The sequence below is a fragment of the Pseudoscardovia suis genome, assembly GCF_002797875.1.
Classification (GTDB): Bacteria; Actinomycetota; Actinomycetes; order Actinomycetales; family Bifidobacteriaceae; genus Pseudoscardovia; species Pseudoscardovia suis.
Genome location: NZ_PGFC01000002.1, coordinates 83,448 through 109,520, shown reverse-complemented (window position 1 = coordinate 109,520; position 26,073 = coordinate 83,448). Strand labels below are relative to the sequence as shown.

Sequence of the window (26,073 nt, the reverse complement as noted above, 5' to 3'; positions counted from 1 at the left end):
ATGTGCGATCTGCGTTCTTGCACTATCTGCGCTTGCGACCGCCACCGAACAGCGTCGTGGCAAGCAGCCCCGCCACCGCCGCCACAACACCGCCGAACACCTTAGGCTTGCGCAACAGGTTCCATGTATCGCCAGCATTCGTCGGCACATGGCTCATGGCATAGGTATACGCCTTGTGACTGCTGGGCTTGCCCACGAGATCGCCGAACTGCAGCAGCTGCGTGCGCGGGTTGTAGGGGTGGCGGATGTCGAACTCAAACAGCCTCGCCGCTCTCATGCTCGGCGCGGGACCATATGCGCCAAAGCCGCACGTCGGGGTGGCGCCAAGCATCATGCCATCGTATTCCCCCACGAAACCATTGCGGTGGTCATGCCCGGCGAACAATGCGAAATAGCCGTTCGTCTGCTTCATCACATCGAATTCACCGCAATCGGTATCCGGGCAGCTAATGCCCTCCCCCAGGAAGCTTCCGGGCTGCGTCACGCTTTCATCCAGCAGATACGTCTGAGAATCATACGTGCGGTATCCCTGCACGGCATACGCCGCCGTAGGAGGAACGACACGCAGCAAGTTATAGAACTGCGGCAACGGAATGTGCTGGAACACAATGGACTTCGCACCGCCCATGGCCTGCGGTGCAAGGCGCAGGAATTCCATCCCGGTCGTCGACGGCGTGCCATAGCCACCCTCGCGCGCATAATCACCCGAATCAAGCAACACAATGCCAAACACCGTGCGGGTATGGCGCACATCGCTCACCGGCAGCGCAAGCGTGCCGGGTTCGGCGGTGTAGACCACTTGGTCAGGCAGGCCACTCCCCGGCACATGCAAGGGACGCAATGGCTCGGCCACCGTCGCCTCAGCGTTGAGACACCCGGGCAGTTCGCGGAACATGGCATCGAATTCCGCATTGTCGAGACCGCATTGGAAGTCATGGTTGCCGTAGGTGACGACGAACGGAATGCCGCGGTCCACAATGGGCTGCATGAACTGCTGGATCGACTGCCGCACCATGTCGCGGGTGCGCGCAAGGTCGCGCTCATATTCGAGGCGACGCACATCCTGCGGGTCGGTGGCTTCCTGTGCGCGCTCGTCGAGGCTTTCTTGCTGACGCACCGTGGATTGCGACGGCTGCGGCATCTGAGGGAACCCTTGGAACGCGTCGCCGAGGAAGTTCACGGCCTGACGCCCCATGCCAATAATGCTGTCAAGCGCATCATTCCAACGGCGCTTGCGATATGTGGCGCGGTAAGCGGAATGATATCCAGCGATCTGATCGCCAGTGAGCACCACAAGATCGGGACGCGCGGCATCGCACGCCGCCGCGATGAGTTTGATGGTGTCAGCGCTCACCTTGGGGCCATCCTGAATGTCGGAGAGCTGCAGCACGCGGAATTTGCCGGAATTATGGAATTGCAAACGACCCAATCGTGCCGAAATCGACAGCGGGCGCCCCGGTTGCGCTGACGCCGGCACCTGCGACGCGGCAAAGGACGACGGGTCAGTTTGGGCGGCCGGTCGACCGGTGGCGGACACGGCAGCGGATTGACCAGCGGCGGATTCTCCCTTGGTGGCACCCACGGCAGCATGATGATGAGGATCAAGATGAATGCTCATGCTCCAAGCATACGACCGCGAATGGCACCAGCTAGCGTCACCACGGTTTCCAAGTCAATTCAACGCCAACGATATCCGTCCCCAAGCATCCACGCCACAAATCGCAAGGGTCGCCGAAGACGGAGGCTAGACGACCACACCGAAAAACCCGGATACCCGCATCCAAGCATCCACGCCGCCGCCACAACAGTCGCCGAAGACGGAAGCTAGACAACCGCATAGGTTCTCTGCGCTTAGGGTCTGCGCCTAGATATCTGTGCAGAAGACGCATAGTGCAAGTATCATCAAGAGGAGGAATGCCCTCGTCCAGCGTCATCATCACGCCGCGCCACGAAGGCAACGAGAGCAGAACGGCATGCGGAGGCGCCATCTTCCGCACCGCCGCCCAAAGGAAAGGCCTTCGATGGAGAAGCGGACGATCGCCAGCATTTCAGTCACGTGCGGCATTTTGTGGATTTTCATATTCCAATACGCCCTCATCACATTCACTGACCTACGGCAGAGCCTCATCACCGCATTCCACGGGGCATATGCGGCAGTCGGACCAGGGATCTTCGCCGGCACGATTTTGGTGCTGAGCGGCGTGATCTTTGGGGCATTCATCTTCCAGTTGCTCGCAAAGCGCTTCGAAGTGGTGTTCGCCGCCGCCGTGGGCCTGCTATACCTTTTCTCGCTGTGGTATGTGCTGTTTGACCGCACCCCCGGCACTCGCGGCATCAATCTCGACATCACTCAGTTCGGAGCGCAGTTCGCATCCACACCGCTCGACATGATGTGGAATATTGCAATCTTTCTTCCCCTCGGCATGGTGTTGCAAGCGCTCATCAAATCAATGTGGAAAACCGCCATTGGCGCTGCGGTGCTTGCGCTGATTGTGGAAGGCGCACAATACATATTCAGCGTGGGAATCTTTGACATCCTCGACATTGTGCTCAACGTGGGCGGAATTATGCTAGGGGCGCTTATCATCTCATCCGCCATGCTTGACGGCTGGCATTTTGGCATGGACCGCCACTTCCTGACACTCACGAAGTGAGGGACGGCTCCCGTCGCCCCTCACAGCAACATGCCCCAATGTGCCAGCCGTCACCCGCACATATCACCGCCACCGACAATCCAGCACACCCTCGCCGCCTAAGTGCCAGCCGCCACTCACACATAAAAGCCAAACCCACACGCCAACGCACAGCAACCACCGAAACAAGCCACTCATCCGGCATCCCTCACAGCAACATGCCCCAATGTGCCATCCGCCACTCACACATAGAGGCCAAACCCAACAGCCTGGCAAACCACGACCCCAGCAAACAAGCCAATCCCCGAACCAAACACACCACCCCACCCGCCTAAGTGCCAACCGCCGCTCACACATAAGGCCACCCCGGCAATCCAGCACGCCCTCGCCGCCTAAGTGCCAGCCACCGCTCACGCATATCACCGCCGACGCACATCACCGCCGCTATGTGCCAGCCGCCACTCACACATAGAGGCCAAACCCACACGCCGACGCACAGCAACCACCGGAAACAAGCCACTCATCCGGTATCTCTCACAGCAACATGCCCCAATGTGCCAGCCACCACTCACACATAGGCACAAACCCAACAGCCCGGCAGACCACGACCCAGCAAACAAGCCAAACCCCAAACCAAACACACCACCCCACCCGCCTAAGTGCCAACCGCCGCTCACACATAGGGTCTATGAACGCACAATGTGACAGCGCCCACTCGCACATTGCGGAACGGTAAGGCGCGACAGACATGGGGCTCCGTCAAGTATGGATTCACAGGGAAATACGGAATCCACGAGAAGAAGCAAATCCATGAGAAAAGGCAGAATCCATAGGGAAAGATGAATCCACAGGAAGAGGTGGATTCACTAAGAGAGATGGATCCATGAGAAAAAGACGGATTCACGAGGAAAGACGAGACTTGCAGGGGAAAGACAGGATTCATAGAAAGAGGCGAATCCATTAGAAGCGACGGGCTCTTGGGGAAGACGGGGCTCATGGGAAGAATGAGCCCACAGAGAGATTAGCTGCACTGCAATTCTGCAGCGACAGAATAACAAAAAACGGAAGCCGCGATTGTGCGGTTTCCGTCAACTTGCTGGGGTACCTGGACTCGAACCAAGAATGGATGAACCAGAATCACCTGTGTTGCCAATTACACCATACCCCAATAGCTTTTCAGCTGGGCCTGGAATAACCAGACTTCGTACCCCTGACCGGATTTGAACCGGTGTTGGCGCCGTGAGAGGGCGTAGTCCTAGACCGCTAGACGACAGGGGCATTCACTTTTCCACGGTCACACCTCTCGGCGCAACAGTTGAATAATATACCGCCTCATTCGCAATAAGGCAAATCGCAATAACGTTCGGCGTGTCGCCGCAGAATTCCGCGGTTTTCGCAATCGGACAATCCGCGTCATGATCGTCCGATTGCAAGATAAGTGCGCAAACCAACACAGACAAACCAACACAAACAAGCCACGGTGGGCAAACCACGACAAGTATCCCGACGCGAGCAACTCGACGCGAGCAACTCGGCGAGAGCGAGCCAGTACACAAGCACCCCCGGTGCGCAAACATCCCTGCGCGAGCAACCCCGCGCGAGCAATACATAGCAATCGAACTAATACTCGCAAACCGGTCAATGAACTAGCGCTACCCCGGCGAAAACAATCCGGCACACACGACCCAACGCAAAAGGCTGGGGCATGATGTTAACCATGCCCCAGCCCTAATTCATCGAACAGGCACCGCCCGCGACACAGCATCACAGGCACCATGCGGCGCCCGCTGCATCACAGGTGTTCGAGCAGCCCCTTGAGACGCGCCACGGTGACATCCTTGCCAATGATCTCGGCGGATTCAAACAGCGGCGGCGACACGCGGCGACCCGACAGAGCCGTGCGCACAGGACCAAACGCGAGACGCGGCTTGTAACCGGCCTCATCCACGAGCGCAGTGTTGAGCACGTCATGAATATGCTCAGCCTTCCACTCGCCTTCAGGCACGGCCTCAAGCGCAGCAATCGCCTTCGTCAGCACATCGCCCGCGGAATCCTTGAGCGTCTTGCGCGCATCAGCATCCGGTTCAATGTAGGAAGCATCAGAGAGCAGAGAGCCCACCATGCCGGAGACCTCGCCCAGCAGACGCACACGCGGCTGCACAAGCGGCGCAGCGGCAGTGAGCACCTCGCGCTCATGATCGGTCAGGCCGTCCCACGTATCAGCGGACACAACGCCGTCACGGTGCAAGTACGGCACGGAACGGTTGAGGAAGTCCTGCGGATCGAGCATGCGAATGTGCTCGGCGTTGATGGCGATCGCCTTGTCAATGTCGAAGTGAGCCGGGTTCGCCTTGACGTCACGCACATCGAACTTCTCGACCATCTCATCCATCGAGAACACATCGCGGTCGGGGCCGATGGACCAGCCGAGAAGCGCAAGGTAGTTAAGCAGGCCTTCACGAATGAAGCCATGCTCGCGATGCAGGAACAGATTGGATTCCGGATCGCGCTTCGACAGCTTCTTCTTGCCCTGACCCATGACGTACGGCATGTGGCCGAACAGCGGAATCTGCTTGGCGATGCCGAGCTCCATCAGGTAGCGGTAGAGCACGATCTGGCGCGGCGTGGAGCTGAGCAGATCCTCGCCACGCAGCACGACGTTGATCTCCATCATTGCATCGTCGACCGGGTTGGTCAGCGTGTACAGCGGATCGCCATTCGGGCGCACGATCACATAGTCCGGCACGGAACCGGCCTTGAACTCGATAGGACCACGAATGAGATCGACAAACGTGATGTCCTCATCGGGCATCTTGATGCGCAGCGCCGGCTTGCGGCCTTCTGCGCGGAAAGCAGCCTTCTGCTCCTCGGTGAGGTTGCGATCGTAGCCATCGTAGCCGAATGCCTTCGGACGGCCTGCCGCCACATTGCGCGCCTCGATCTCCTCCGGCGTCGAGTAGGACTCGTAGGCGTATCCTGCCGCGAGAAGCTTGGCGGCGACATCCTTGTAGATGTCCGTGCGTTCAGACTGACGGTAGGGGCCGTGCGGGCCGCCGACGTTGATGCCCTCGTCCCAGTCGATGCCCAGCCAATTGAGGGCGTCGAGAATCTGGTTGTAGCTCTCCTCCGTGTCACGAGCGGCATCGGTGTCTTCGATGCGGAAGACGAACGTGCCATGGGTGTGACGCGCCTCCGCCCAGTTGAACAGGGCTGTGCGCACCATGCCCACGTGCGGGGTGCCGGTGGGCGATGGGCAGAATCGAACTCGAACGTTCTCCGGGAGTTCCGGACGATTGTTATCTTCAGACATAGCGCCATTTTGCCGCGAGTGTGAGACGAATCGCAGCACAGTGCCGCAAGCAGCCCTCGCCGCCACATGAGTCGGCTACCGTGCAGGCATCCTGCCGCATGAGTTCGCTACTGCGCAGGCGCTCCACCGCCACCGGCCAACAGAGGCCGCAACGGTCCGCCGCCAGCTTCACACCCAAGCCAGCGCCGCGTTCACTGGAACTTCTTGGCCAGTTCCTCACGCTCACGTTTGCGGTCGGCCTCCTCAGCATCGGCCTTCGCCGCATCGGGATCCCACACCACATCCGCCTTATGACGGGACCATTCGAGCGAAGCAGCATGCGCCACTGCGCGCACGAACTGCGCCGGTTCCATCGGGCGATTCAGCTTTGCAAGCGTGTCTGCGTCGAAAAACACCCGCGGCACGCCATGGCGCTCGCCCAGTTCATTGCAATACAGCGCACTGCTGATCATGCCTGCCACAAGATTGCCGTCGGTGGACTCAGCAAGCGCCCGAGACGCCTGCATTGCCCCATAGAACGCAAGTCCGACAGCGCACAACGCCACGGACACACGTTCCACGGGATCGCCCAAGGACTGTGAATCCTGTTCGATTTGATCCACGAATGCGTCACCGGCATCAAGAGTCTGTGCGAATTCCGCCGCTGCGCCGGTCAGCTCGGCATCCTCGCCATAATCCACGCGAGCGCCGGTTTTCTGCGCTGCGCTCACCAAGTGCCGGGCATCACCGTCATCGGAATAATCGGCAGCGGCGTCATAGGCTTCATTGGCGGCAACCAATGCATCCACGATCTCCTGCGGCCTGCCGGGGATGGATTGCGCGCCCTCATACACGAAGTCGGCATCCGCAAGCGTCACGGATTGTGCAAGTTCAGGGTCGCCGATGATGAGCTTGGCGAATTCCTGCGTAAGCCGCACTTGCAGTTCCTCAGCGTATTTCGTGTCGTTCTCGAGATACAGAGGCTTTGTGAGCGGCCACATCGCCATCAAGCGCTGCCCGGTCTCCGCAGCGTCGCGCACGGGAGCTTCATCGCACAAACGGCGAACCAGCTCGGGATCATTCCAATCAGAATTGTTCATAATGCGCCTCACTTCACGTGCTTGGCCGGATCGGCATAGGCCAATCCCAGCAAGCGATGAGTTTCGTTCTCAAAAGTGAACGAAGTAACGGATGCGAGCGCAGTCTGGCGCCTCAACATGTTGTGTTCGGGCTTGCCAATCTCCAAGGCACGGCGCAAGCACCAGATAGGCGATTCATGGCTGACGACAATCACATCCTTGCCGAAGAATGCAGGCGAGGAATCATGCGGAGGGTCGCTCAGCGAATCCAGCAGATCGTAAGTGAAGTCCACCATGCGTTCCGCGATGTGACGATAGCTTTCGCCCCATGACGGCTTGTATGGATTGCCGATCAGCCGCCAATGACCATGGCGCCACAGCGATCCGTCGCCTTTGCCCACAGTGGTGCCGCGAAATTCGTTGCCCGCTTCGATGAGGCGCTCATCGGTATGCAGTTCCAGCTGCGGTTCGCCTTCGGCCTCGCGCAATTCGTTGAGCGCATCAAGAATGCACCCTGCGGTCTCCTGCGCCCGTTCCAGCGGTGACGAATACACGGCGATGGCATGCGCCGGGCCGGCGTTTGCTGCAAGGTATCGGGCTGTGCGACGCGCCATCGAGCGACCGCGGTCAGAAAGATGGTATCCAGGCAGCCTCTCATACAGCACGTGGCCAGGATTGTAAACCTCGCCATGCCGCACGAAGTGAATCGTCGTGTATGTCACGCTCAGAAGCCTTCCTTCGCCTTCCAGGCAGAGATGCGGTGCAATGCCTCACGCAGGTTCTCCTGGCTTGTGGCGTAGCTGAAGCGCACATAACGGGAGTTCTTTTCGAATGCGTCGCCGGGCACGGCCGCCACCTTGGCTTTTTCAACCATCGCCTTGCAGAAGGTCATCGTGTCTGCGAAGGAATCCGGAATGCGTGCATACAGGTAGAACGCGCCAGCGGAGGGAACGCAGTCAAAGCCCTGCGCCTTCAAGCCGTAATACAGCAGGTTGCGACGGGTGTGGTATTCCTCGACCATCGCATCCACGTCATCATCGCAATCGCGGTAACCCACCACTGCCGCATCCATTGCAGGGCGGGGGGCCGTGGCGACGGTGCTCTGGTGCACTTTCGCAATCTGCGGAATGATTTCTTTCGGCGCCGCCACATAGCCAAGACGCCATCCGGTCATGGCAAGCGTCTTGGAGCAGGAATCCACGAGCACCGTGCGATCCGGCAGGAACTCGGCGATGGAGGTCGTCGGCTCGTCATAGGCAATGAGCGCATAGACCTCATCGCTGATCACTGCGGCCTTGTGACGCGCCACCACATCCGCGAGCGCCTTGATTTCAGCGCGCGTGGGATTCACGCCGGTGGGGTTGTTCGGGTAGTTGAGCACGAGCAGCGTGTTGACGTCTTCCAGCGCAGCAAGCGTGCGGTTAAGGGTTTCGGGGCTGAGCTTGAAATCGGAGCGGGATGTGTCGATGCGCACGACCTGCGCGCCCAGCTGTCGGGCAATCGTTTCATAGAATCCGAATGCCGGCGTCGGCACAATCACCACATCGCCGGGAGAGATAAGCGCCGACATCGCCGAACGCAAGGCCTCGCTGGCACCAATGGTGGCGATAATCTGGTCCGGCTGGTAATCCAATCCGCGGCGGCGCTTCAGGAACTCGCACACCGCTTTCCGGAACTCCGGGGTACCCACGGTCTGCGGATAATGCGTGTGGTTGTCTTTCAGGGATTGGACGGCAGCGTCCTTGATCTTTTGCGGAGTGTCGAAATCAGGCTCACCGAGCGTCAGACGGATGACACCTTCGAACTGGCTGGCATAAGCATCGAACGTGCGAATCAACGATGCCTCGGAATTCTTGATTGCATTCGGAACCATGCCCAGCAGGCTGAATTCCTTGACTTCCTGAGAACTCATGCGATGTCCTTCCTTTCACGTTCCCCGCGGGACTGCGCCATGCCGTCAACTAGCCATCATATTTGATCGACACATACTCACAACCAACATTACTCAATGGCTTTGGCGACACACACCATTATCCCGAATCCATTCACATGTGTCGCATCGGTTTCCGCACGGTGAACCCCAAAACGGATTCCACAGGATTGCGACTGGTCCCACTAGTGGCGGTTTATGCAAAAGACCCTGGTGACGCAGCCAGCGAGGGCGTGCCACCAGGGTCATGCGCAGCATTAGTTGCGGTCGTCGTACCCATTCGGATGGGTGGAATGCCATGCCCATGCCGAGGCGATGATCTTGTCGATGTTATCGAACTGAGGCTTCCATCCCAGCACGGAACGCGCCTTGTCGGATGCAGCGATCAACGTGTCGGGGTCGCCGGGACGGCGCGGCGCCATCTGTGCCGGAATCTCCTTGCCGGTCACACGACGGGCGGCTTCGAGAATTTGCAGGTTCGAAAAGCCCGTGGACGAACCGAGGTTGAAAGCGTCGGATGGATTGCCATCACGCAGATACTTGACGGCGAGGATGTGAGCGTCCGCCAGATCAAACGGATGCACGTAATCGCGCACATTCGTGCCGTCGGGCGTGTTGTAATCGTTGCCGAAGATCTTGAGCATATCGCGCTTGCCCTGCGCCACCTGAAGCACGATGGGCAGCAGGTGAGTTTCGGGATTGTGGTCCTCGCCGATGGAGCCGTCCGGCTTGGCGCCGGCAACGTTGAAGTAACGCAGCGCCACGAACTTGATGCCGTATGCGGCGTCGGACCAGCGCATGATCTTCTCCATCATGAGCTTGCTCTCGCCATAAGGATTGATCGGCCTCTGCGGGTCATCCTCATGAATCGGCATGCTGTCGGGGATGCCATAAGTGGCAGCGGTGGACGAGAACACAATGCGCTTGACACCGACCTCGTTCATGACTTCCAGCAGCTTGATCATGCCAGCGGTGTTGTTATCGAAGTACTTGAGCGGATTGCCCATCGATTCAGCGACAAGCGAGAACGCAGCGAAATGAATGACCGCGTCAATGTCCGGATTTTCGTGGAACACACGACGCATGAAATCCTGGTCCGCCAGATCGCCCTGATAGAACTTCGCCGCGGGATTGACAGCGGCACGGTGTCCCGTCACCAAGCTGTCGACCACGACGACCTTCTCTTCGCCTCGCTCAACGAGACGGTCAACCATATGTGAACCGATGTAACCGGCTCCCCCCAGCACCAATACAGTCATTCCCACTCCTTCGCGCAGATGCCATGCACCGCGCTTTGTTGCTTTGTATCGCAGTCCGCAACAGCCGTAGCCATCTGCGCACCGTCTCCATTGTAGGCAGGGGCGGACATCTCTCAACGCGTCTGCATACACGAATCTGCGCATTCCTACGAATCCGCGCACGCCCACGCTCTGCCAGGCAGATCAGCGCCTGCCGAGACAATCAGCAACGATCCGCGAAAATCCGCAATAAGCAGCGCCCGCAGAAACAAGCAGCGCCTGCCTCGATAAAACTGTATGCTATGTTTACTAAACAGACGGTTAGCACACGAACGATATCATGCTTATTCCTCTCGAATGACTGTGAATCGCCGCGAATCATCACCACGAATCGAAGATGAGCAACCATGAACGAGTTTCATCCATCCGCCTCGCCCAATACCGCAGCCCCGACTGCGGCTGCAGCAGACACCACGCCATCAGGTAACTACGCCAAAGCCACCACGAGCGCATCACCGACCGGCAGCGCCAAGAAGCGGAGCCGCAAGTCCCCCACCATCCGCGATGTTGCCAAAGTCGCCGGAGTCTCAGCCGCCACCGTCTCCCGCGTGCTCAACAACGACGACACCCTGTCAGTGAGCAGCACGACCCGCGACCGCATCTTCTCGGTCGCCACGCAAATGGGATATCACAAAAACCGCCGGACCACACATGGATCAGCCGGTCGCGACGGTCACAAAACCGTGGCGGTGGTGCAAAGAATCGCGCCGTTTTTCAAAGGCGAAGAGATGTTCGCGTATTACATTCGCGTGCCATTGGAAAACAAACTGGAACAGCTGGGCTATACCGTGATGCGTCTCAACGGCAGCCTGCCGCAGGTCGTTGAGCAACTCACCGACCACCCTGCCGACGCCATCGCAGCCGTCGGAATCTTCGACTCACGAGAAATCGTGCATTTGCAAAAGTTCCGAAAGCCATTGCTGTCCATCTACACCGACACGACCGCCAAACGTTGCAATTGCGTCACGCCCGACATCGAATCGTCAGTTATCGCCGCACTTGATTTCTTCATCAGCCGCGGGCAGACACGTATCGGACTGCTCTGCACTGACTTGCAGTTCTCCAAGCAAAACGTGATGTATGACGACCCGTTCCTCCGCGCGTTCCGCGACTACATGACGCAACGCAACCTGTTCGTGCCCAGCTATGTATACCGCGGGCAGATCACAGCGGATAGTGGCTATAAACTCATGAGGCAGGCGATGATGGAGCATCGGAACGCACGTCCCCAAGCGTTTCTTTGTTGCGCGGACGCCATGGGTGTGGGGGCGCTGCAAGCGCTGCATGAAGGTGGCATAGACGTGCCCCATGAAGTCAGCCTCATCACGTTCCAAGGCACGCCCATAACCCAGCAGGTGTATCCCGAATTGAGCACACTCACGCTCAACACATCGGCGATGGGCCAAGCCTCGGCGATGCTGCTTCACGGCATGATTACCGACAACGAATCAGTGAAGGCTCCCTGCCATCTGTTGTTCGGGACGACGCTGGAATTGCGAGGCAGCACCATCAACGACATGCCACCTGTGCAATCGGCCGAATTGGATGACTCCACTCCGGTTTACGCAACAATGAAAAGATTCCACAGACTTGGCTGAGCCCCACAGAGCTGACCGACCCAGGCGGGTCGCCAACCGGACCGCCTGGCGCCATGTGGGATTCCTCTGCAAGATTCCGCTGTGGAATCCAACCGTGGAACCCAACCCTGGAATCCAAGGCGTATTCCAGGGCGGATTCCAGGGCGGAGAGAAACGTGGAACGGCTAGAAATTGCCGCCGTTCCAACCCCAATCGGTGGTTGCGGTGTAGCGGATGTATATGCGGTCCTCGGGAATCTCCAGCTCGGAGTTCAGCGCTGCCATGATGGCATGCGTCAGCTTTTCCCATGCGGACTTAGGCACGGAGCTGCCGAACACGTTGACCTCCACGTATGCCGCGGGCTGGGAATCGTCGCCGCCAAAGTAAATCGGCATATCGGATTCGAACGGGCACATGAGCCATCCCTCGGACTTGCCAGGCACGGCTGTGATCGCCTTGCCGTATGCCGTCTTGAGATGTTCACGGTTTTCAGCGGTGAGCGGAGTGCTGACATGGGTATGAATAACGGGCATTGTTCCTCGATTCCTCGATAGTCGCCCTTCCCCAGCGATCCATGGCTCCAGCACATCCATCTGGACCATGCCAATCGTCTGCGAAGGCACGCGCATAAACGGATTCACCCTCATTGTAAAGGCAATGAGGGTGAATCGAGGCGATTGCTTCAAGCAGCGGAAGTCCTGCACACAGGGGTATGGCTGGCGCTTGTCGCCGCTGTGTTCTAAAACGTACCGCCTAGCGCTTGTGTTCACTGGTGGGCGTAGATGCGTCCGCCGTCTGTTCTGCTTTCTGCATGCGGTGGGCGGCGCCCGGTCCATGTGTCAGCGACCAAGTGCCGAGACGATGCGCAGCGGAATGCTCGTTAACCGGCTTGCTAGGATCCGGAGCATCGAGCAGCCACTTACGAATTGCAAAATTCCATACTGCCACCACGACGGTTGCGATGAGCTTGCCGATGTTGGCGTACAACGTGTATCGAGGGTGGTTGGTCACGGCCACCGACGGGTCGATGATAACCGTTGTGAAGCACCAGATAATGGCGTCATTGATCAGCAGACCGATGGCAGAGCTGAGCAGGAAGATCAGCATTTCCATCCAACGCGCCATGTCATCGCGGTGCACGAACACATACTTCATGCTGGCGATGTAGTTGAAACACAGCGAAATGAGGAACGAAATGGTTGCCGCCACCGTTGCATTCATATGCAGGAAGATGACGAGCAGATTGAGGATGCCCCAATCGATAAAGAATGCAATGATGCCGACGATGCCGAACTTCACTACCTGTTCAAACAGTTTTTCCACGCGACTGATGATACGCATACCGCGGGAACAAGCCGCAGACAATACACATAAAAGAATCGGCCGTCGTATGCTGCGAACACAACATACGGCGGCCGATTTCATGAGTGTGCCTGCAGCAAACACGTCGTGATTTCACCGGATGGAATGCCATCGGACACGACTTCACGGCGCTTGCAGGGTCCCGCCCGGCGCTCAGTCTGAATCAGACTTACTCAGCGACAACCTTGACGGTGAACTTCGCGGAGATTTCAGGATGCAGCTGCACCTCTGCCGGGAACTCACCCGTGGTCTTGATGGGTTCCACCGTGATGGCGGAAGCCTCAACAGCGTTGCCAGCTTCCTTGAGAGCGGCAGCGATAGCGGCGGCGTTCACGCCACCGAAGAGCTTGCCGGACTCGGAGACCTTGGCAGCGATGGTCACGACGCTACCTTCAATGGCGTTCTTTGCTGCCACGGCGTCTTCGCGGGAAGCGAGGGCCTTGGCGCGGCGAGCGCGCTTGAGAGCCTCAACCTGCTTGCCTGCGCCCTTGCTCCATGCGAAGGCGAGCCCCTGCGGGAACAGGAAGTTGCGGGCATAGCCGGCCTTGACGTGGACTTCGTCGCCGGACTGGCCAAGGTTGGACACGGTCTTGGTCAGGATGACCTTAACGGACTTAGACATTTTCGTTCAATCCTTTCCGACTTCCGGTTCAGCGACCGTTGGAGGCGTAGGGCAGAAGCGCCATCTCGCGGGCGTTCTTGATCGCCTTGGAGATCTCGCGCTGTTCCTGCACGGTGACGCCAGTGATACGGCGGGAACGGATCTTGCCGCGGTCGGAAATGAACTTGCGCAGCAGTGCGACGTCCTTGTAGTCAATCTCCTTGACATGGGCGGCGCGAAGCGGGTTCGGCTTCTTCTTGAACGGCTTAACAGGGGGCTGCGGCCTCTTGCGTGACATAAATATGCTCCTTTAAATCTAAATGTTTGTGACAGGTCGTGTGCGATATGTCAATCAATGATTGAATTAGAAATCCACACCTGCGGAAAACTCATCATCACCGGAACCTGCGTCGGAAGAACCGGAGTGCCCGAAACTTCCGAAGCTTTGTGCTCCCTGCGATTCCACGCCCCAGACATCCTGGGTGGGAGCGGGCTGTGCTGCGGGGGCAGCGGCCGGGGCATTGCTGCCATAGCCACCGCGTGCGCCACCGGAGTATCCGCCGCGCTGTGCGTTGGCACCGCCGTTGTAACCGTTTGCGCCGTTGCCATAGCCACCGGTACCGCCGGCGCGGGTGACAACTGCAGTGGCTCGCGACAGAGCGGGACCGATCTCATTCACGTGGATTTCAAACACAGTGCGTTGAGAACCATCCTGCGCGGTGTATGAGCGAGACGTCAGGTTGCCCTGCACGATCACGCGCATGCCCTTGCTCAAAGTGGCCTTGATGTTGGAAGCCAGCGTTTGATACTGGCTGTCCCAAGCCGAGCACGTCAGAAACAGCGTGGAGCCGTCTTCCCACTGCTGGGAAGTGCGGTTGTAGGTGCGCGGCGTAGAGGCAATGCGGAAATCGCATACGGTTCCCTTGCCCACGTTGCGCAGCTCAGGATCCTGCACCAGGTTCCCAATAACGGTAATCGGGGTTTCTCCAGCCATCTTGCTCATGCTCCTTATCTCGCAACTGCCTTGCACAGCTGCACACTGCATAGGTTTTCCAAATCTGCGGTTTGAAGTCAGACAATTGTATATCGGACTACCCCGTAGACTCATGTTTCCTGCAGACACGTGTGTTTTTCACATGTCCGCCTGAGTGTGATGGAAAGGTTTCCGAGTCAGGACATTCAGCATCCGCGACCTGCGCGCAGATGGACTTACTTGTCCTTGCGCAGAATCTTGGTGCGGACGATTGCCTCGTTGAGGTTCAACAGACGATCGAGCTCATCGGAAGTCGTCGGCTCAGCGGTGTAGTTGACCACAACGTAGTTGCCTTCGGTCTTGCCGTTGATCTCGTAGGCAAGCTTGCGACGACCCCACACGTTGATGTCGTCAACCGTACCCTTTTCATTGGTGACGGTTTCCAGATACTGATCCACGAGCTTACGCAGTGCGTGCTCGTCGAGCTCAGGATTAGCGATGAGCATCAGTTCATATTTATGCGCAGACATCACCCACCTCCTTCGGGCTAATGGTTACGGGACGTTCCCGCAACAGGAGTGTGTAAGCGCGCTGCCCAGCGAATCGCATGCATTCACTGTCATGCTTTCACCAAAGCAACTCCACTAAAATACACCAACCCACCGACCGCACGCATACCACTTTTCTCGAAATCTGTCATACGCACGTGTTCCCACAAAGTCATTTGAGCGATATGCACAATGGTCGCGCCTTCACCCATGATTTCCCCACGTTCGACACAACGGAACCAAGCCAAACAGGCAAGATTCCAAGGATTCAGAGCATTGATTCTGGAATTTTTACAGTTTGCAAAAACGTTTCACCACGGCAAAATCAACCGCTTTGAAGTGTTCGATGTATCAAAATTTTTCACGATTTGCACACGACACGCCGACGTCGACCAGCGCCAGACTGCTAGAATAAAAAACTGCAAGAGGAACCTAGGTTTAGGTAGGGATAGAGCTCAGAGCAGAGCGACGAGGAGTGCCGTGCTGTTTAAGGCTCATATGCAACGCCCATAAGGCGGAGCTGTCTTCCCTATCAAACCGACCTGTCCACCATACAGGTTCGACGATATGAAAGGAGCCAAAAATGACCGCCGCAGGATTTTCTTCGCGTTTCCATCTATTCGGCCGCGGGGACGACAAAGCCGATAACGACACCAAGCCGGTTGAGCAGCTCCATCTCCGCGTCCTGCCCGTTGATGGTGCAACATATGTTTTGCAGATGAGAGTCAAGGATGAAAACATCCTCGATGATCAGACAATTGAGGTTCAGAAGTTCCTCAAGTACGTGTCGGACACCTTCTCCCCGAAGTCGGCTACGTCACTGCTGACCCGCTACAACGGGGGCGATGATTCCGGATTGTCCGAGAACAACGACTTCCTTCAGGTGGTGTCCAAGTGCGTTGAAGCACACCGCGTCACTGAGGGTTACTTCCAGCCTTTCCGCGAGGGCAAGCTTGACCCGTTTGGAATGCTGCGCGGCTGGGCCATCAACGAGGCCTTCAACCGCTACGTGCGCCCGCTCGTCGAGAAAGACATTGTTCAGTCCGCTTCCCTTGGTTCGCGTAACGATACGATTTACGCAACCAACAGCGACTTCGAGACGAACTGGAACATCCCGATCAAGAACTCGCTTGATTCCAGTGCCCCGCTTCAGCAGGTCGTGCTTCGCAACGGCGCCATCTCGACGACGTTCGCGAACATGATTTCGCCGAACTTCCACTTCATGGGACCACGTGACTGCGAGCAGACGACAATCGTGTCGCCTGACCTGGCACTGGCCGATGTCTGGTCCACCGCTGCACTGGCAGCCGGTACCAATAACTTCATGGATTTGGCACAGCGCAACAAGCTGAACGCCATCGTCCTGACGGATGGAGAAAACCTCTACAACGTCAAGGCGGGTGAAGTCTCGTCGGTTCCGGGATTGCTCGTTGGCGATCCTCGCCCGGACTTCATGGTGCTCAATGCCTGAGCCGCTCGGCTTGCGAGCACGCTGAATCCACAGTCGCCTGCACAGTTGCCTCCACTGCGCCACTGCATGGAGCCTGCGTATACGCCGCCTAGCGGAAACCCGCGATGGAGACTACGCGCGGCATCCCATGCAAGGCTTGGGTGATTTCGCAATGAGCAGGCGCATAATTCAAGACTTATCCTTCACTCCTCTTGTCTCAGGGTGTGGTCGAGGGTTCTCCCCGACCACACCCATTTCTTTTTCTCGGAAAACAAGCGAGCCCTAGAAAAGACCTCTGTCCGGCGGACCATCGGGCAAACCCGTTCAACAGCCCCTCACAGACACCCATTCAGCACCGACCTTCGTCAGCCCACCTATACTCAACAACAACCGACGTCCAGGCAAAAAGGAACCTCCGCAAGCTGTGCCATACAGCTCGCGGAGGTTCCTTCGCAAAGATTCCCATCCAAGGCCGCCCAACGCCCATTCGCATCAGTCTTACAGCGCCAATGGCATCAGCCAGTCACACGTGACGGGGACGAGGCTTGTGGCTACTTGGCCTCGTGATAGGACTTTTCTGTGTTGACAGACCACACGTTGTGCTTGTCGGCACGTCCGGTCTTGATGTTTTCCACAGCCTCCATGGCGGTCACCATCGAGTGATCCATGTTGTTGTAGCGGTGCTGGCCATTACGACCCACGCAATACAGATTGCCGAAACCATCAAGCCACGGTGTGAGCTTATCCATGTCGTACCACGTGTCAAAGTAAGCCGGGTATGCCTTCTTCACACGCTCGCGGTGAGCATCGAGCACATCCTTCTTGGAGCCGATGATGTGCATGCGCACGAGCTCCTTGATGGCGAAGTCAATGCCTTCCTTGTCAGTCTGGTTCCAGAAGTCATCGCCCTCGTTGCAGAAGTACTCCAGGCCAATCCACACCTTGTTGTCCACGTCATCGACGAGATACGGGCTCCAGTTGTTGAAGATCTGGATGCGGCCGACCTTGACGGTCGTGTCCTGCACGTAAATCCAGCAATCCGGCACGATCGGCGGGTTGCCGAGCGTGGGGATGTCGGTCTCGTTCTTGAGGTTGAGCTTGTCAACGAGCAGGCCGACGGTCACGAAGTCGCGGTATGGCAGGCCGTTGGCGATGTCAAGCTGCTCCTTGGCGACCGGCTTGGTGGTGGTGCCGGCGTCAATGGCGTTGACAAGATCCTTGATGGGCATGGACGAGATGAACACGTCACCATCCACCGTGTGCTCATCGCCGTTTGCATCGGCATACACGACGGAAGCAATCTTGCCGTCAGCCTCATTGACCTTGATGACGTTGGCGTGCTTGATAATCGTGCAGCCATTGCCCATGTCAATCTTGGCAACGGTTTCCCACAGCTGGCCAGGACCATACTTGGGGTACCAGAATTCCTCGATGAGGGACGTCTCGCCCTCGCCGGCCTTCTTCTGCTTGCCGACGAGCTTGCCCCACGCATCCTTGAGAACAGCGGTAATCGAGATGCCCTTGACGCGCTGCGAACCCCAATCAGCGGAAATCACGCTCGGATGGCGTCCCCACAGCTTCTCGGTGTAGCCCTCGAAGAACATGCCATACAGGGCTCGGCCGAAACGGTTGATGTAGAAGTTCTCAAGATTGTCTTCCGGCAGCTTGTGTATCAGCGACTTGAGGTAAGAGAAGCCGACCTTCATCGTCTGCGCGAAGCCCATGTTCTTCAACGTGTCCCACTTGAGGCTCACCGGGTAATCGAAGAACTTGCCATGCCAATAAATGCGCGAGACGCGATGGCGCTTGAGCATGACTTCGTCGGTGGTCTCAGGATCCGGACCGCCGGGCTCGAGGTCGTGCTTGCGACCAAGCTTCTTATCGTCGTAGGAAGGAGCGCCCTGCAGCGGCAGGATGTTCTTCCACCAATCCATCACGCGATCATCCTTCGAGAAGAAACGATGACCGCCAATATCCATGCGGTTGCCATTGTGCTTGACGGTACGAGAGATGCCACCGAATTCACCGCTGGCTTCGAGGAGTGTGACGTCGTACTTATCGGCGCCGCCGTCCTTAAGAAGTTCGTATGCGGCGGTCAGACCCGCAGGGCCACCACCGATGATTACGACAGACTTCTTATCGCTCATGTTCTTTGAACTTTCTGCGAAATGAAACTATTCCAACCTGTTAGCGTAGTTCATGACTGTGACCTTTCCCGCCAATTTGCCGCAACCTTAACGATGTTTTCACAACTCGTCAGCGCGTTGCAAGCGCACCACAGCGGCGAAATCGTGAATGTCGGTTCTGGCGTGGATTCACCTGCGGCTGTGTTCGTCCTGTCGCGTCTTTGCTTTATTTCCCCACGAATGTCTTGAGCTTTCTGACGCATTATTGCGTACGATGGTGATGACGTTATTGAGGCAATAACAAGACGGGATCGCATAGACCGCATGGACACGGATGCACGTAACAACACAGCTGCACACAACAACACAAGCGACGCAACACAAGCGAGCGACGCAGCGCAGGCGGAAAGCGCAACAGCGGAAAGCGCCGCTGCGATGAATGGCACTGAGGTGAATGACACTGCGAAAAGCAACACTGCAGGCAGTGACACGGCGGAGAGCGACACGGCGGATTCCGCAAACGAAATAACGGACGCCGCAAGCGACACAACGGATGGCACAGAAGCAGCGGCTGACGCGAAGGCAACGGATGATGCAAAGGAGACAGATGCCGCAACGTCTGATGACGTAACCGACGTTGCGGCAGACACGGCAGACACGGCAGACACGGCGACTCCGGATGCCGCTCAGCCCGCCGCGCATGCCCCCTCCCCGGCATCGCATCGCCTGACGTCAATCGTGTTGCTGGTGCTCGGCGTGCTCGTCATCATCGGTTTGATGGCAGATGTGGTGATTGCACGGCGGCGCGCGGCGCAAGTGCGCGAATATGAGTCCGAACAGGCGTTGCTCGCGCGACAGTATGGCTTCAATCCCGGGCTCATCATCGCCGATGATGAAATGACTGATTCAACGTCGCTCACTACCGATGAGATCCAGGATTTTCTGGATACCCGCGGGGCGGGGTGCTCTGGCGATTCGTGCCTTGCAACGAAAACCTTTGACACCAATGATGAAAAGAAGGATTCGCTGTGCGACGGATACACCAAGGCGAGCGACCAGACTGCGGCGCAAATCATCAGCGGTGTCGCCACAAGCTGCGGCATCAACCCAAAAGTGCTCATTGTCATGCTGCAAAAGGAACAAGGCTTGGTGACCGCTGCCAACCCGACCAACAAGAACTACACAATCGCGATGGGACTCTCATGCCCTGATGATGGCGATTGCGACGCAGCGTACTACGGTTTCTTCAACCAGGTCTTCGGTGCTGCCCATCGACTTAAGTATTATCAGGCGCATTTCAAGGATTACAACTATCGCCCCAAGCAAACGGCATACATCCAATACAATCCTGACGAGTCTTGCGGCGGCACCAAGGTCTACATTGAAAACGACGCCACCGCAATGCTTTACATTTACACGCCATACCAGCCCAACAAGGCAGCGCTTGAGGGGTTGGCGGATGGTTCCGGCGGCGAGGGTGATTCCTGCTCGACGTATGGCAACCGTAATTTCACGCTGTTTTACAACGCGTGGTTCGGCGATCCCACGCGAGGCGAAGGCACGAGCAACAACGAATAGATGCGAAAAGGCTGCGCTGCCACGGAATTGCTTCGTGGCAGCGCAGCCTTGTTAGTGCAAGGTACTGGCTATTGCATACTCTTCAAGAGCTTGGATGAATAACCAAGGCCGATGGACAATCAGGCCTGTGAATCTGCACCCTGTGCATCCTCGGCTTGCGTTTTCTCCGTCGGCTCGTCCTCCACAGGCACGTATTCCTGTTTGAGCGGCAGCTGGTCCGGGGAGATGAGCGCGTAATCCGGCCGCATGTAGTCGTTGTGCACCGAGAAGAAGCAGGAGTTCTTGTCGCTGGTGAACGCCACGAGCTTGGTATCGCGCTCATTGTCGGGGTCATCCTCACGAATCGACGCAACAATCTTGAACTCGGTGGAGTTGAACAGCTTCATCGGCAGCGTGAAGCGAATCTTCTGATGCCCGCGCTTCGTCAGCGGCACGGAGCCAGAATCATAGGGAATGCCGCCACGCTTCATGTCAAGCAAGGAGAACGCCACATAGAACGGGGTCTCCTTCTCGTCAAAGCGGTATTCGATGTCGAACGCAAAGTCATCGTCCGACGTCACAATAGGCAGCCCTGCTGGTGTTATTCTCAACAACGGCACTCGAGCATTGAGTCCAGTCTCGTATTCCGGAGCGGGATTTTCTGTCGGTGTCTTGTCATCTGCCTGCGTGCCATGAGATGCTTCAAAAGAAGATGCTTTTTCTGAAGCATCGGGAACTGCAAGATTCTCCAATGAGTATGCATCTGCTACATCATCTTTGCTCTTCGACTCAACGATGACGCCATCCTTGATAAGAATGGCTCGATTGCAATACTTTTTCACTGCGCTCATATCGTGAGTCACAAGGATGACGGTCTTTGTCGGATCCTTCTTGATGCTGGTGAAGAAATTGTCGCACTTGCGCTGGAACGCCTCATCGCCCACAGCGAGCACCTCATCGAGCACAAGAATGTCCCCACGCGCCTTGATGGCAACGGAAAATGCAAGACGAACCTGCATACCTGAAGAATAATTCTTCAGTTTCTGATCCATGAAATCCTCGAGCTCAGCAAACTCAACGATTTCGTCATACATACTATCAATCTCATCGCGAGTGAAGCCCAACAAAGCGCCGTTGAGGTATACGTTCTCACGACCGGTCAGTTCAGGGTTGAATCCAACACCAAGTTCAATGAAAGATACGAGCTTACCCTTCACCAGAATTTCACCGGAGTCGGGCACATAGATGCCGGAAATCAACTTCAGCAAAGTGGATTTACCCGAGCCATTGCGTCCGACGATACCGAAAAAATCACCCTGGTGCACGTCAAAAGTAAGATCCTTAAGAACATGCTGTTCCGTATAGCCCTTAATTCCTCGCGTCCAATTAATGAACGCCTGCTTCAAACCGCTGGATTTTTCAGTTGGCAAACGGAATGACTTCGAGACATGGCTCACTCTCAGCACAACGTCTTGAGGAACATCATCGGAAGAATCATCATTCTTCTGAGCATCCACAACGGATTCGGAATATTCGTCTCGTGCGGTAATGATGGTTTCTGACTCATCAGTTGAATGTGTATTCATTTCCCACAATCCTAAAGAATTTCTGCAAACCGACGGCTGTTCCTATTGAAGACGTACGCTCCAACGGCAAAAATCAACACAGCAATAACGAGAGGAATCAAAGAGATCCACCAAGTATTAATGTAGTTCCACACAGTCGGAGTGGTCTCGGGGGCGATGAGCCAGTATCGAATATCCTGAATTGTCTGTGCAAGAGGATTCAACAGCAGGATTTTCGCAAAAACCGGGGATACACTGATGACCATGGAAAGAGGGTAAATCACAGGAATACTGTAAAAAAGCGCCTGGCTCAAGACTTCCCAGATGTGCTGGATATCTCGAAAATATACGTTCATCGTCGCAAGCAGTAACGATACGCCAAGAGTCAAAAAGAAGAGTTCCGCAATTCCAACGGGGACCAGAACGACTCGCCACGTGAAATGCACGCCGTTGATGATGCTGAATATCACCACCACTACCAAGTTGATGGCAAGCGAAATCAATGAATTCAACGTTGCAGCCATAACAATGATGTAATTGGGGAAGTGAATTTTTCGCAGCAAATCTCCACGAGCGACAATCGACTGTAGACCCATTCCAGTCGCTTCAGAAAAGAAATTCCACAACACAGTGCCCAATAACAGCACCATGGCGAAATGAGGAGTTCCGTCCGTGAACTTTAGAAAACGGACGAATACGCAATACATCACGACGAATAGCATCAGCGGTTTCAACACTGACCAAGCCATGCCAAGAACAGAGCCCTGATATCTCATCTTGAAATCGGTCTTGACGAGCTCTTTCAGAACGATTCGTGAATATTCATGACCTGAGGAGGGCGCAGTTCGCGCACCTCCCTGACTCTTGATTTTCTTAGCCATAGTTCTTAAATATACGCTGATGACACCAAGGACGTCTAACCTCCGGCATTTATGTCGTCAGTGTCTCGTCATCCTTTGAAAGTTGTCTAGCAAGCGATGCATCGCCCAACGCCCCCGGACATTCGCGTTGCCTGCAGCATGTTTCATCGACTCGGCCATGCGCCCAGGCAGAGCAGACATGATCCGCTCCATAAGAGACCCAAGCCTGCCTGCTACCTTTTTCGAATCCACATATGTCAATCGGGTCCCCAAGCGCTGGCTCAGCAACGTTTCTCGAGGTGTAGCTTCCACGTATCGCTGGGGGCGCGCAGCAATGAACTCCTCCAGCAGCGTCCGCAACTGACTCGCTTCCAACGAAGCCCATTCATCCGTCATCACCCATGCCGGATAGAATCCCTGTGACTGAGCCACATATCCATTGGCTCGCTCAATCGCATGGGAAATCGTGCCATCTCCACTCATGTGCGATTCATCGGGGAAATCCTCATATTCCCACCCTCGTTCGAACAGTGGCCGCAACGCTTCAGGACGGAACCAGAAACACGATCCTATGGCACTTGTCGTCCCGATTGTGGAATCCAGCGGAACGTGAATATCCAAAGATTCCAGGAGCGTCACCGTATTTTCAAAGTTCGGCCCCCAATCAGTCGGCATCGTTGTTGGGAAATAAATCGCATGGAAGGGAGACGGAGGTGCCACAAGCCCCAAGCAGGCATTCTTCTCAAACAGCGAAAGGATATTCCGCACATATTCCGTGCTGCCCAGCGTATTTTCCAAGAGACGCTCTTGGAAACCCTCGGATTCCGTCCCCTGACGTCCGAGCAGTCTCGTGTTCTGAGACGACTTCTTGTCATGCGCGAATCCGATGACATCATAGCGTCCGGAAAGCACGACGTCTTGAGCAGCAATCAGCAATGCAGAAACATCACGTCCTCGGTTCTTCACTGGAAGAAATGTCACGCGTCGCGTAATGCCTGCGTCAAGGATCGCCTCATCAATGCGGGCAATCTTCTCTTCATTGGTCGTGATATAAATGTCAGTTTCTTCAGGAATGTTTCTTACATAACGAAGAGTCTCATCGAGCATATCCACGAAGAAAATATGAAAAATGAACGCACTCCGCACATGTGTCAAGTCTCGACGGGGCCTCTGCCCGGAATCCTGAAGAGCGTGCCGAGGAAGCACATACTCCAAATGCAGGGTTTGCCGCAATCGTGTAACGTTCTGGGATCGCAGCTCATGATGCCAAATCAGGCTCGTATCATAATTTGTGGAGGAAGCAACATAATCTAATGCTTGGCGAGCACCTTGCCCCGCAGTGTGCTCAAGCGACATAACAAGTCCCGTCTCAAAGACTCGCTTCTTCAACACGGGACAGTGATCATCACGCATGACCTGCATCGGCATGTCCAGCAATGGGTATGGTGTCATGCCCGCATATTTGTCACGCGGAACAAACGTATCCCAAGAAAATCCCAAATCTTGAAAATACTTGGTGAACGTTATCTCATGCCTGTGAGTGTTCTCTCCATAATCGTTTGTAAGCCTGAGCGTCTCCCAATAACGCTGGAAGCACGGTGCCGCAATCAATGACGGTCGATAAACATGCCAGTATGCTTGCACATGTTCTGGAATCTCTTCCCCTGAGGGCAGCACTGTCGCAGCGTAGGACGTGATCCCCCAAAAGTCCACAGGACGCTTGTTCATCTCATCGAAGACGTCCTCGAATGGATGGACAGGACCAAAGCATGTGTCGTTGCAGCAGATGACTTCGTCGAACTTAACCAGCTGATCCCATCCCACTTGCAGCAGCACCTGCCTGTAGGCAGCGGTGTCGAGGCCCTCGTTCTCACGTTCAATGACGAATGGGGTGAATCCCTCGAACATCGCGCGGCTCTCATCATCAATCTTGCCGTTAGATACAACGACAAGGCGGCGGATGCTCGGCATGAGCCCTTCAAGGAACACGCGCACATAATCATCAGCGTGCCCCTGGGCATCGTAAAAGCAGAAAATCGCAAGGCGGTTCGTCGTGCCGCTCGTCAGCGTCTTATCGTCGTTTTGTGCCATGGCTTCCTCTGCCTCGAGCTTCTTGTGAATCGAGTCTATTGAAAAATAGTATGAGTTAGGTAGCGTACGTAACGCCATTGACTGGATGCCCCGGTCAACAACTCCCCATGGTTACCTCACCATAAGCGACGACCAAGGCGTCCAGCCAATCCTGCCCTGTCAATCCTGCCCTGTCATTGAGCGACGATCGCGGAATCGCAGTCTATTGTCTCAGTCGTTGGGCTTGGAGATCACGCGGTTCTCAGCGACCTGCTGCAGGTGCTTGCCGTAGTTGGACTTGCCGTAGGCGTGAGCCGCCTCAAGCAGCTTCTCGCGGGTGATCCACCCGTTTTCGAAGGCGATCTCTTCAAGGACGGAGATCGGCAGGCCCTGGGCGCGTTCCACGGTGCGCACAAATTCACCCGCCTCATAAAGGCTGTCCATCGTACCGGTGTCAAGCCAAGCATAGCCACGGCCGAGCGTCACCACATTGAGGGACCCATCGGCAAGATACATCTTGTTGAGGTCGGTGATTTCCAACTCGCCGCGCGCCGAAGGACGCACATGCTTGGCGAAATCCACCACGCGATTGTCGTAGAAATACAAACCGGTCACCGCATAGTTGGATGCAGGGTGCGCAGGCTTCTCTTCGATGGACACGACCTTCTTGTTGTCATCGAACTCCACGACGCCGTAGCGCTCCGGATCATCCACGTAATAGCCAAACACCGTGGCGCCGCGCTCGATGTGCGAAGCGCGCTCCAACTGCTTGCTCAAGCCGTTGCCGTAGAAGATGTTGTCGCCGAGCACGAGTGCGCACGAATCGCCGCTGATGAACTCCTCGCCCAGCAGGAACGCCTGCGCGAGACCGTCGGGGCTGGGCTGCACCTTGTAGCTCAGAGAGATGCCATACTGCGAACCATCGCCAAGGAGGCGCTCGAAGTTGGGCAGATCCTTGGGCGTGGAAATCACGAGCACGTCGCGGATGCCGGCCATCATGAGCACGCTCAACGGGTAGTAGATCATCGGCTTGTCGTAGACGGGCAGCAGCTGCTTGGACGTGACGGTGGTCAAGGGGTAAAGGCGCGTGCCTGAACCGCCTGCAAGAATGATTCCCTTCATATTTGCCTTTCGCGTTGTGATTGACAGAGCGAA

Annotated in this window: 22 protein-coding genes and 2 tRNA genes; 4 read left to right on the top strand and 20 right to left on the bottom strand. The window is 56.4% G+C overall.

The window, feature by feature from the left end; genetic code table 11:
- Positions 1-22: 22 nt before the first annotated feature.
- Positions 23-1,618, bottom strand: coding sequence for a metallophosphoesterase family protein (locus tag CLV65_RS03115; protein WP_094691357.1), 1,596 nt, complete (start codon positions 1,616-1,618; stop codon positions 23-25).
- A 403-nt stretch (positions 1,619-2,021) separates the two neighbouring features.
- Between CLV65_RS03115 and CLV65_RS03110 the strand changes: the two genes are divergently transcribed.
- A complete protein-coding gene (locus CLV65_RS03110; protein WP_157847204.1) occupies positions 2,022-2,654 on the top strand; it encodes a VanZ family protein in 633 nt (210 codons plus the stop codon).
- 1,075 nt (positions 2,655-3,729) lie between these two features.
- On the opposite strand, the gene CLV65_RS03105 is transcribed toward CLV65_RS03110, so the two are convergent.
- From CLV65_RS03105 to galE, 7 genes are all read right to left on the bottom strand, one after another.
- Positions 3,730-3,801, bottom strand: a tRNA-Gln gene (locus tag CLV65_RS03105).
- A gap of 37 nt (positions 3,802-3,838) precedes the next feature.
- A tRNA-Glu gene (locus CLV65_RS03100) sits at positions 3,839-3,911 on the bottom strand.
- Between the two features lie 514 nt (positions 3,912-4,425).
- Complete coding sequence (gene gltX, locus CLV65_RS03095) at positions 4,426-5,943, bottom strand: glutamate--tRNA ligase (protein WP_094691359.1); 1,518 nt, start codon at positions 5,941-5,943, stop codon at positions 4,426-4,428.
- A 191-nt stretch (positions 5,944-6,134) separates the two neighbouring features.
- Entirely contained in the window at positions 6,135-7,022 is an 888-nt protein-coding gene (locus CLV65_RS03090; protein ID WP_094691360.1) for a hypothetical protein, read from the bottom strand.
- 8 nt (positions 7,023-7,030) lie between these two features.
- Positions 7,031-7,723 carry a histidine phosphatase family protein gene (locus CLV65_RS03085; protein WP_094691361.1) on the bottom strand — a complete coding sequence of 231 codons (693 nt, stop codon included), beginning with the start codon at positions 7,721-7,723 and terminating at the stop codon, positions 7,031-7,033.
- A 2-nt stretch (positions 7,724-7,725) separates the two neighbouring features.
- A complete protein-coding gene (locus CLV65_RS03080) occupies positions 7,726-8,913 on the bottom strand; it encodes a pyridoxal phosphate-dependent aminotransferase (RefSeq protein WP_094691362.1) in 1,188 nt (395 codons plus the stop codon).
- Positions 8,914-9,188: 275 nt separating this feature from the next.
- A complete protein-coding gene (gene galE, locus CLV65_RS03075) occupies positions 9,189-10,190 on the bottom strand; it encodes a UDP-glucose 4-epimerase GalE (protein WP_094691363.1) in 1,002 nt (333 codons plus the stop codon).
- Positions 10,191-10,576: 386 nt separating this feature from the next.
- On the opposite strand from galE, the gene CLV65_RS03070 reads away from it, so the two are divergent.
- Positions 10,577-11,827, top strand: a complete 1,251-nt coding sequence (locus CLV65_RS03070; protein ID WP_094691364.1) for a LacI family DNA-binding transcriptional regulator — start codon at positions 10,577-10,579, stop codon at positions 11,825-11,827.
- A 164-nt stretch (positions 11,828-11,991) separates the two neighbouring features.
- On the opposite strand, the gene CLV65_RS03065 is transcribed toward CLV65_RS03070, so the two are convergent.
- The 7 genes from CLV65_RS03065 to CLV65_RS08695 all read right to left on the bottom strand — a co-directional run bounded on the left by CLV65_RS03065 (position 11,992) and on the right by CLV65_RS08695 (position 15,502).
- Positions 11,992-12,339: a phenylpyruvate tautomerase MIF-related protein gene (locus CLV65_RS03065; RefSeq protein ID WP_094691365.1), complete on the bottom strand. Its 348-nt coding sequence runs from the start codon at positions 12,337-12,339 to the stop codon at positions 11,992-11,994.
- A 220-nt stretch (positions 12,340-12,559) separates the two neighbouring features.
- Positions 12,560-13,129, bottom strand: a complete 570-nt coding sequence (locus tag CLV65_RS03060) for a GtrA family protein (protein WP_211278419.1) — start codon at positions 13,127-13,129, stop codon at positions 12,560-12,562.
- Between the two features lie 208 nt (positions 13,130-13,337).
- A complete protein-coding gene (gene rplI / locus CLV65_RS03055; RefSeq protein WP_094691367.1) occupies positions 13,338-13,790 on the bottom strand; it encodes a 50S ribosomal protein L9 in 453 nt (150 codons plus the stop codon).
- A gap of 28 nt (positions 13,791-13,818) precedes the next feature.
- Complete coding sequence (rpsR, locus tag CLV65_RS03050; RefSeq protein WP_094691368.1) at positions 13,819-14,067, bottom strand: 30S ribosomal protein S18; 249 nt, start codon at positions 14,065-14,067, stop codon at positions 13,819-13,821.
- Between the two features lie 66 nt (positions 14,068-14,133).
- Entirely contained in the window at positions 14,134-14,763 is a 630-nt protein-coding gene (gene ssb / locus CLV65_RS03045) for a single-stranded DNA-binding protein (RefSeq protein WP_094691410.1), read from the bottom strand.
- 215 nt (positions 14,764-14,978) lie between these two features.
- A complete protein-coding gene (gene rpsF / locus CLV65_RS03040) occupies positions 14,979-15,272 on the bottom strand; it encodes a 30S ribosomal protein S6 (RefSeq protein WP_094691369.1) in 294 nt (97 codons plus the stop codon).
- 89 nt (positions 15,273-15,361) lie between these two features.
- Positions 15,362-15,502, bottom strand: a complete 141-nt coding sequence (locus CLV65_RS08695; protein ID WP_157847203.1) for a hypothetical protein — start codon at positions 15,500-15,502, stop codon at positions 15,362-15,364.
- Positions 15,503-15,873: 371 nt separating this feature from the next.
- On the opposite strand from CLV65_RS08695, the gene CLV65_RS03035 reads away from it, so the two are divergent.
- Positions 15,874-16,761: an FAD:protein FMN transferase gene (locus CLV65_RS03035; RefSeq protein WP_094691370.1), complete on the top strand. Its 888-nt coding sequence runs from the start codon at positions 15,874-15,876 to the stop codon at positions 16,759-16,761.
- Between the two features lie 530 nt (positions 16,762-17,291).
- Here the strand turns inward: CLV65_RS03035 and CLV65_RS03030 are convergent.
- The gene (locus CLV65_RS03030; protein WP_094691371.1) at positions 17,292-18,887 is read right to left on the bottom strand and encodes an NAD(P)/FAD-dependent oxidoreductase; all 1,596 of its coding nucleotides are present in this window, start codon (positions 18,885-18,887) and stop codon (positions 17,292-17,294) included.
- 303 nt (positions 18,888-19,190) lie between these two features.
- On the opposite strand from CLV65_RS03030, the gene CLV65_RS03025 reads away from it, so the two are divergent.
- Entirely contained in the window at positions 19,191-20,444 is a 1,254-nt protein-coding gene (locus CLV65_RS03025; protein WP_094691372.1) for a hypothetical protein, read from the top strand.
- 119 nt (positions 20,445-20,563) lie between these two features.
- Here CLV65_RS03025 and CLV65_RS03020 read toward each other — a convergent pair whose 3' ends face one another.
- The 4 genes from CLV65_RS03020 to rfbA form a co-directional block, all read right to left on the bottom strand.
- The gene (locus tag CLV65_RS03020) at positions 20,564-22,009 is read right to left on the bottom strand and encodes an ABC transporter ATP-binding protein (protein WP_094691411.1); all 1,446 of its coding nucleotides are present in this window, start codon (positions 22,007-22,009) and stop codon (positions 20,564-20,566) included.
- An 11-nt stretch (positions 22,010-22,020) separates the two neighbouring features.
- Positions 22,021-22,869: an ABC transporter permease gene (locus CLV65_RS03015; protein WP_094691373.1), complete on the bottom strand. Its 849-nt coding sequence runs from the start codon at positions 22,867-22,869 to the stop codon at positions 22,021-22,023.
- A gap of 57 nt (positions 22,870-22,926) precedes the next feature.
- On the bottom strand, positions 22,927-24,939 hold the full coding sequence (locus CLV65_RS03010; RefSeq protein ID WP_157847202.1) for a rhamnan synthesis F family protein: 2,013 nt from the start codon (positions 24,937-24,939) through the stop codon (positions 22,927-22,929).
- A 210-nt stretch (positions 24,940-25,149) separates the two neighbouring features.
- Positions 25,150-26,040 carry a glucose-1-phosphate thymidylyltransferase RfbA gene (gene rfbA, locus CLV65_RS03005; protein ID WP_094691375.1) on the bottom strand — a complete coding sequence of 297 codons (891 nt, stop codon included), beginning with the start codon at positions 26,038-26,040 and terminating at the stop codon, positions 25,150-25,152.
- Positions 26,041-26,073: the final 33 nt, after the last annotated feature.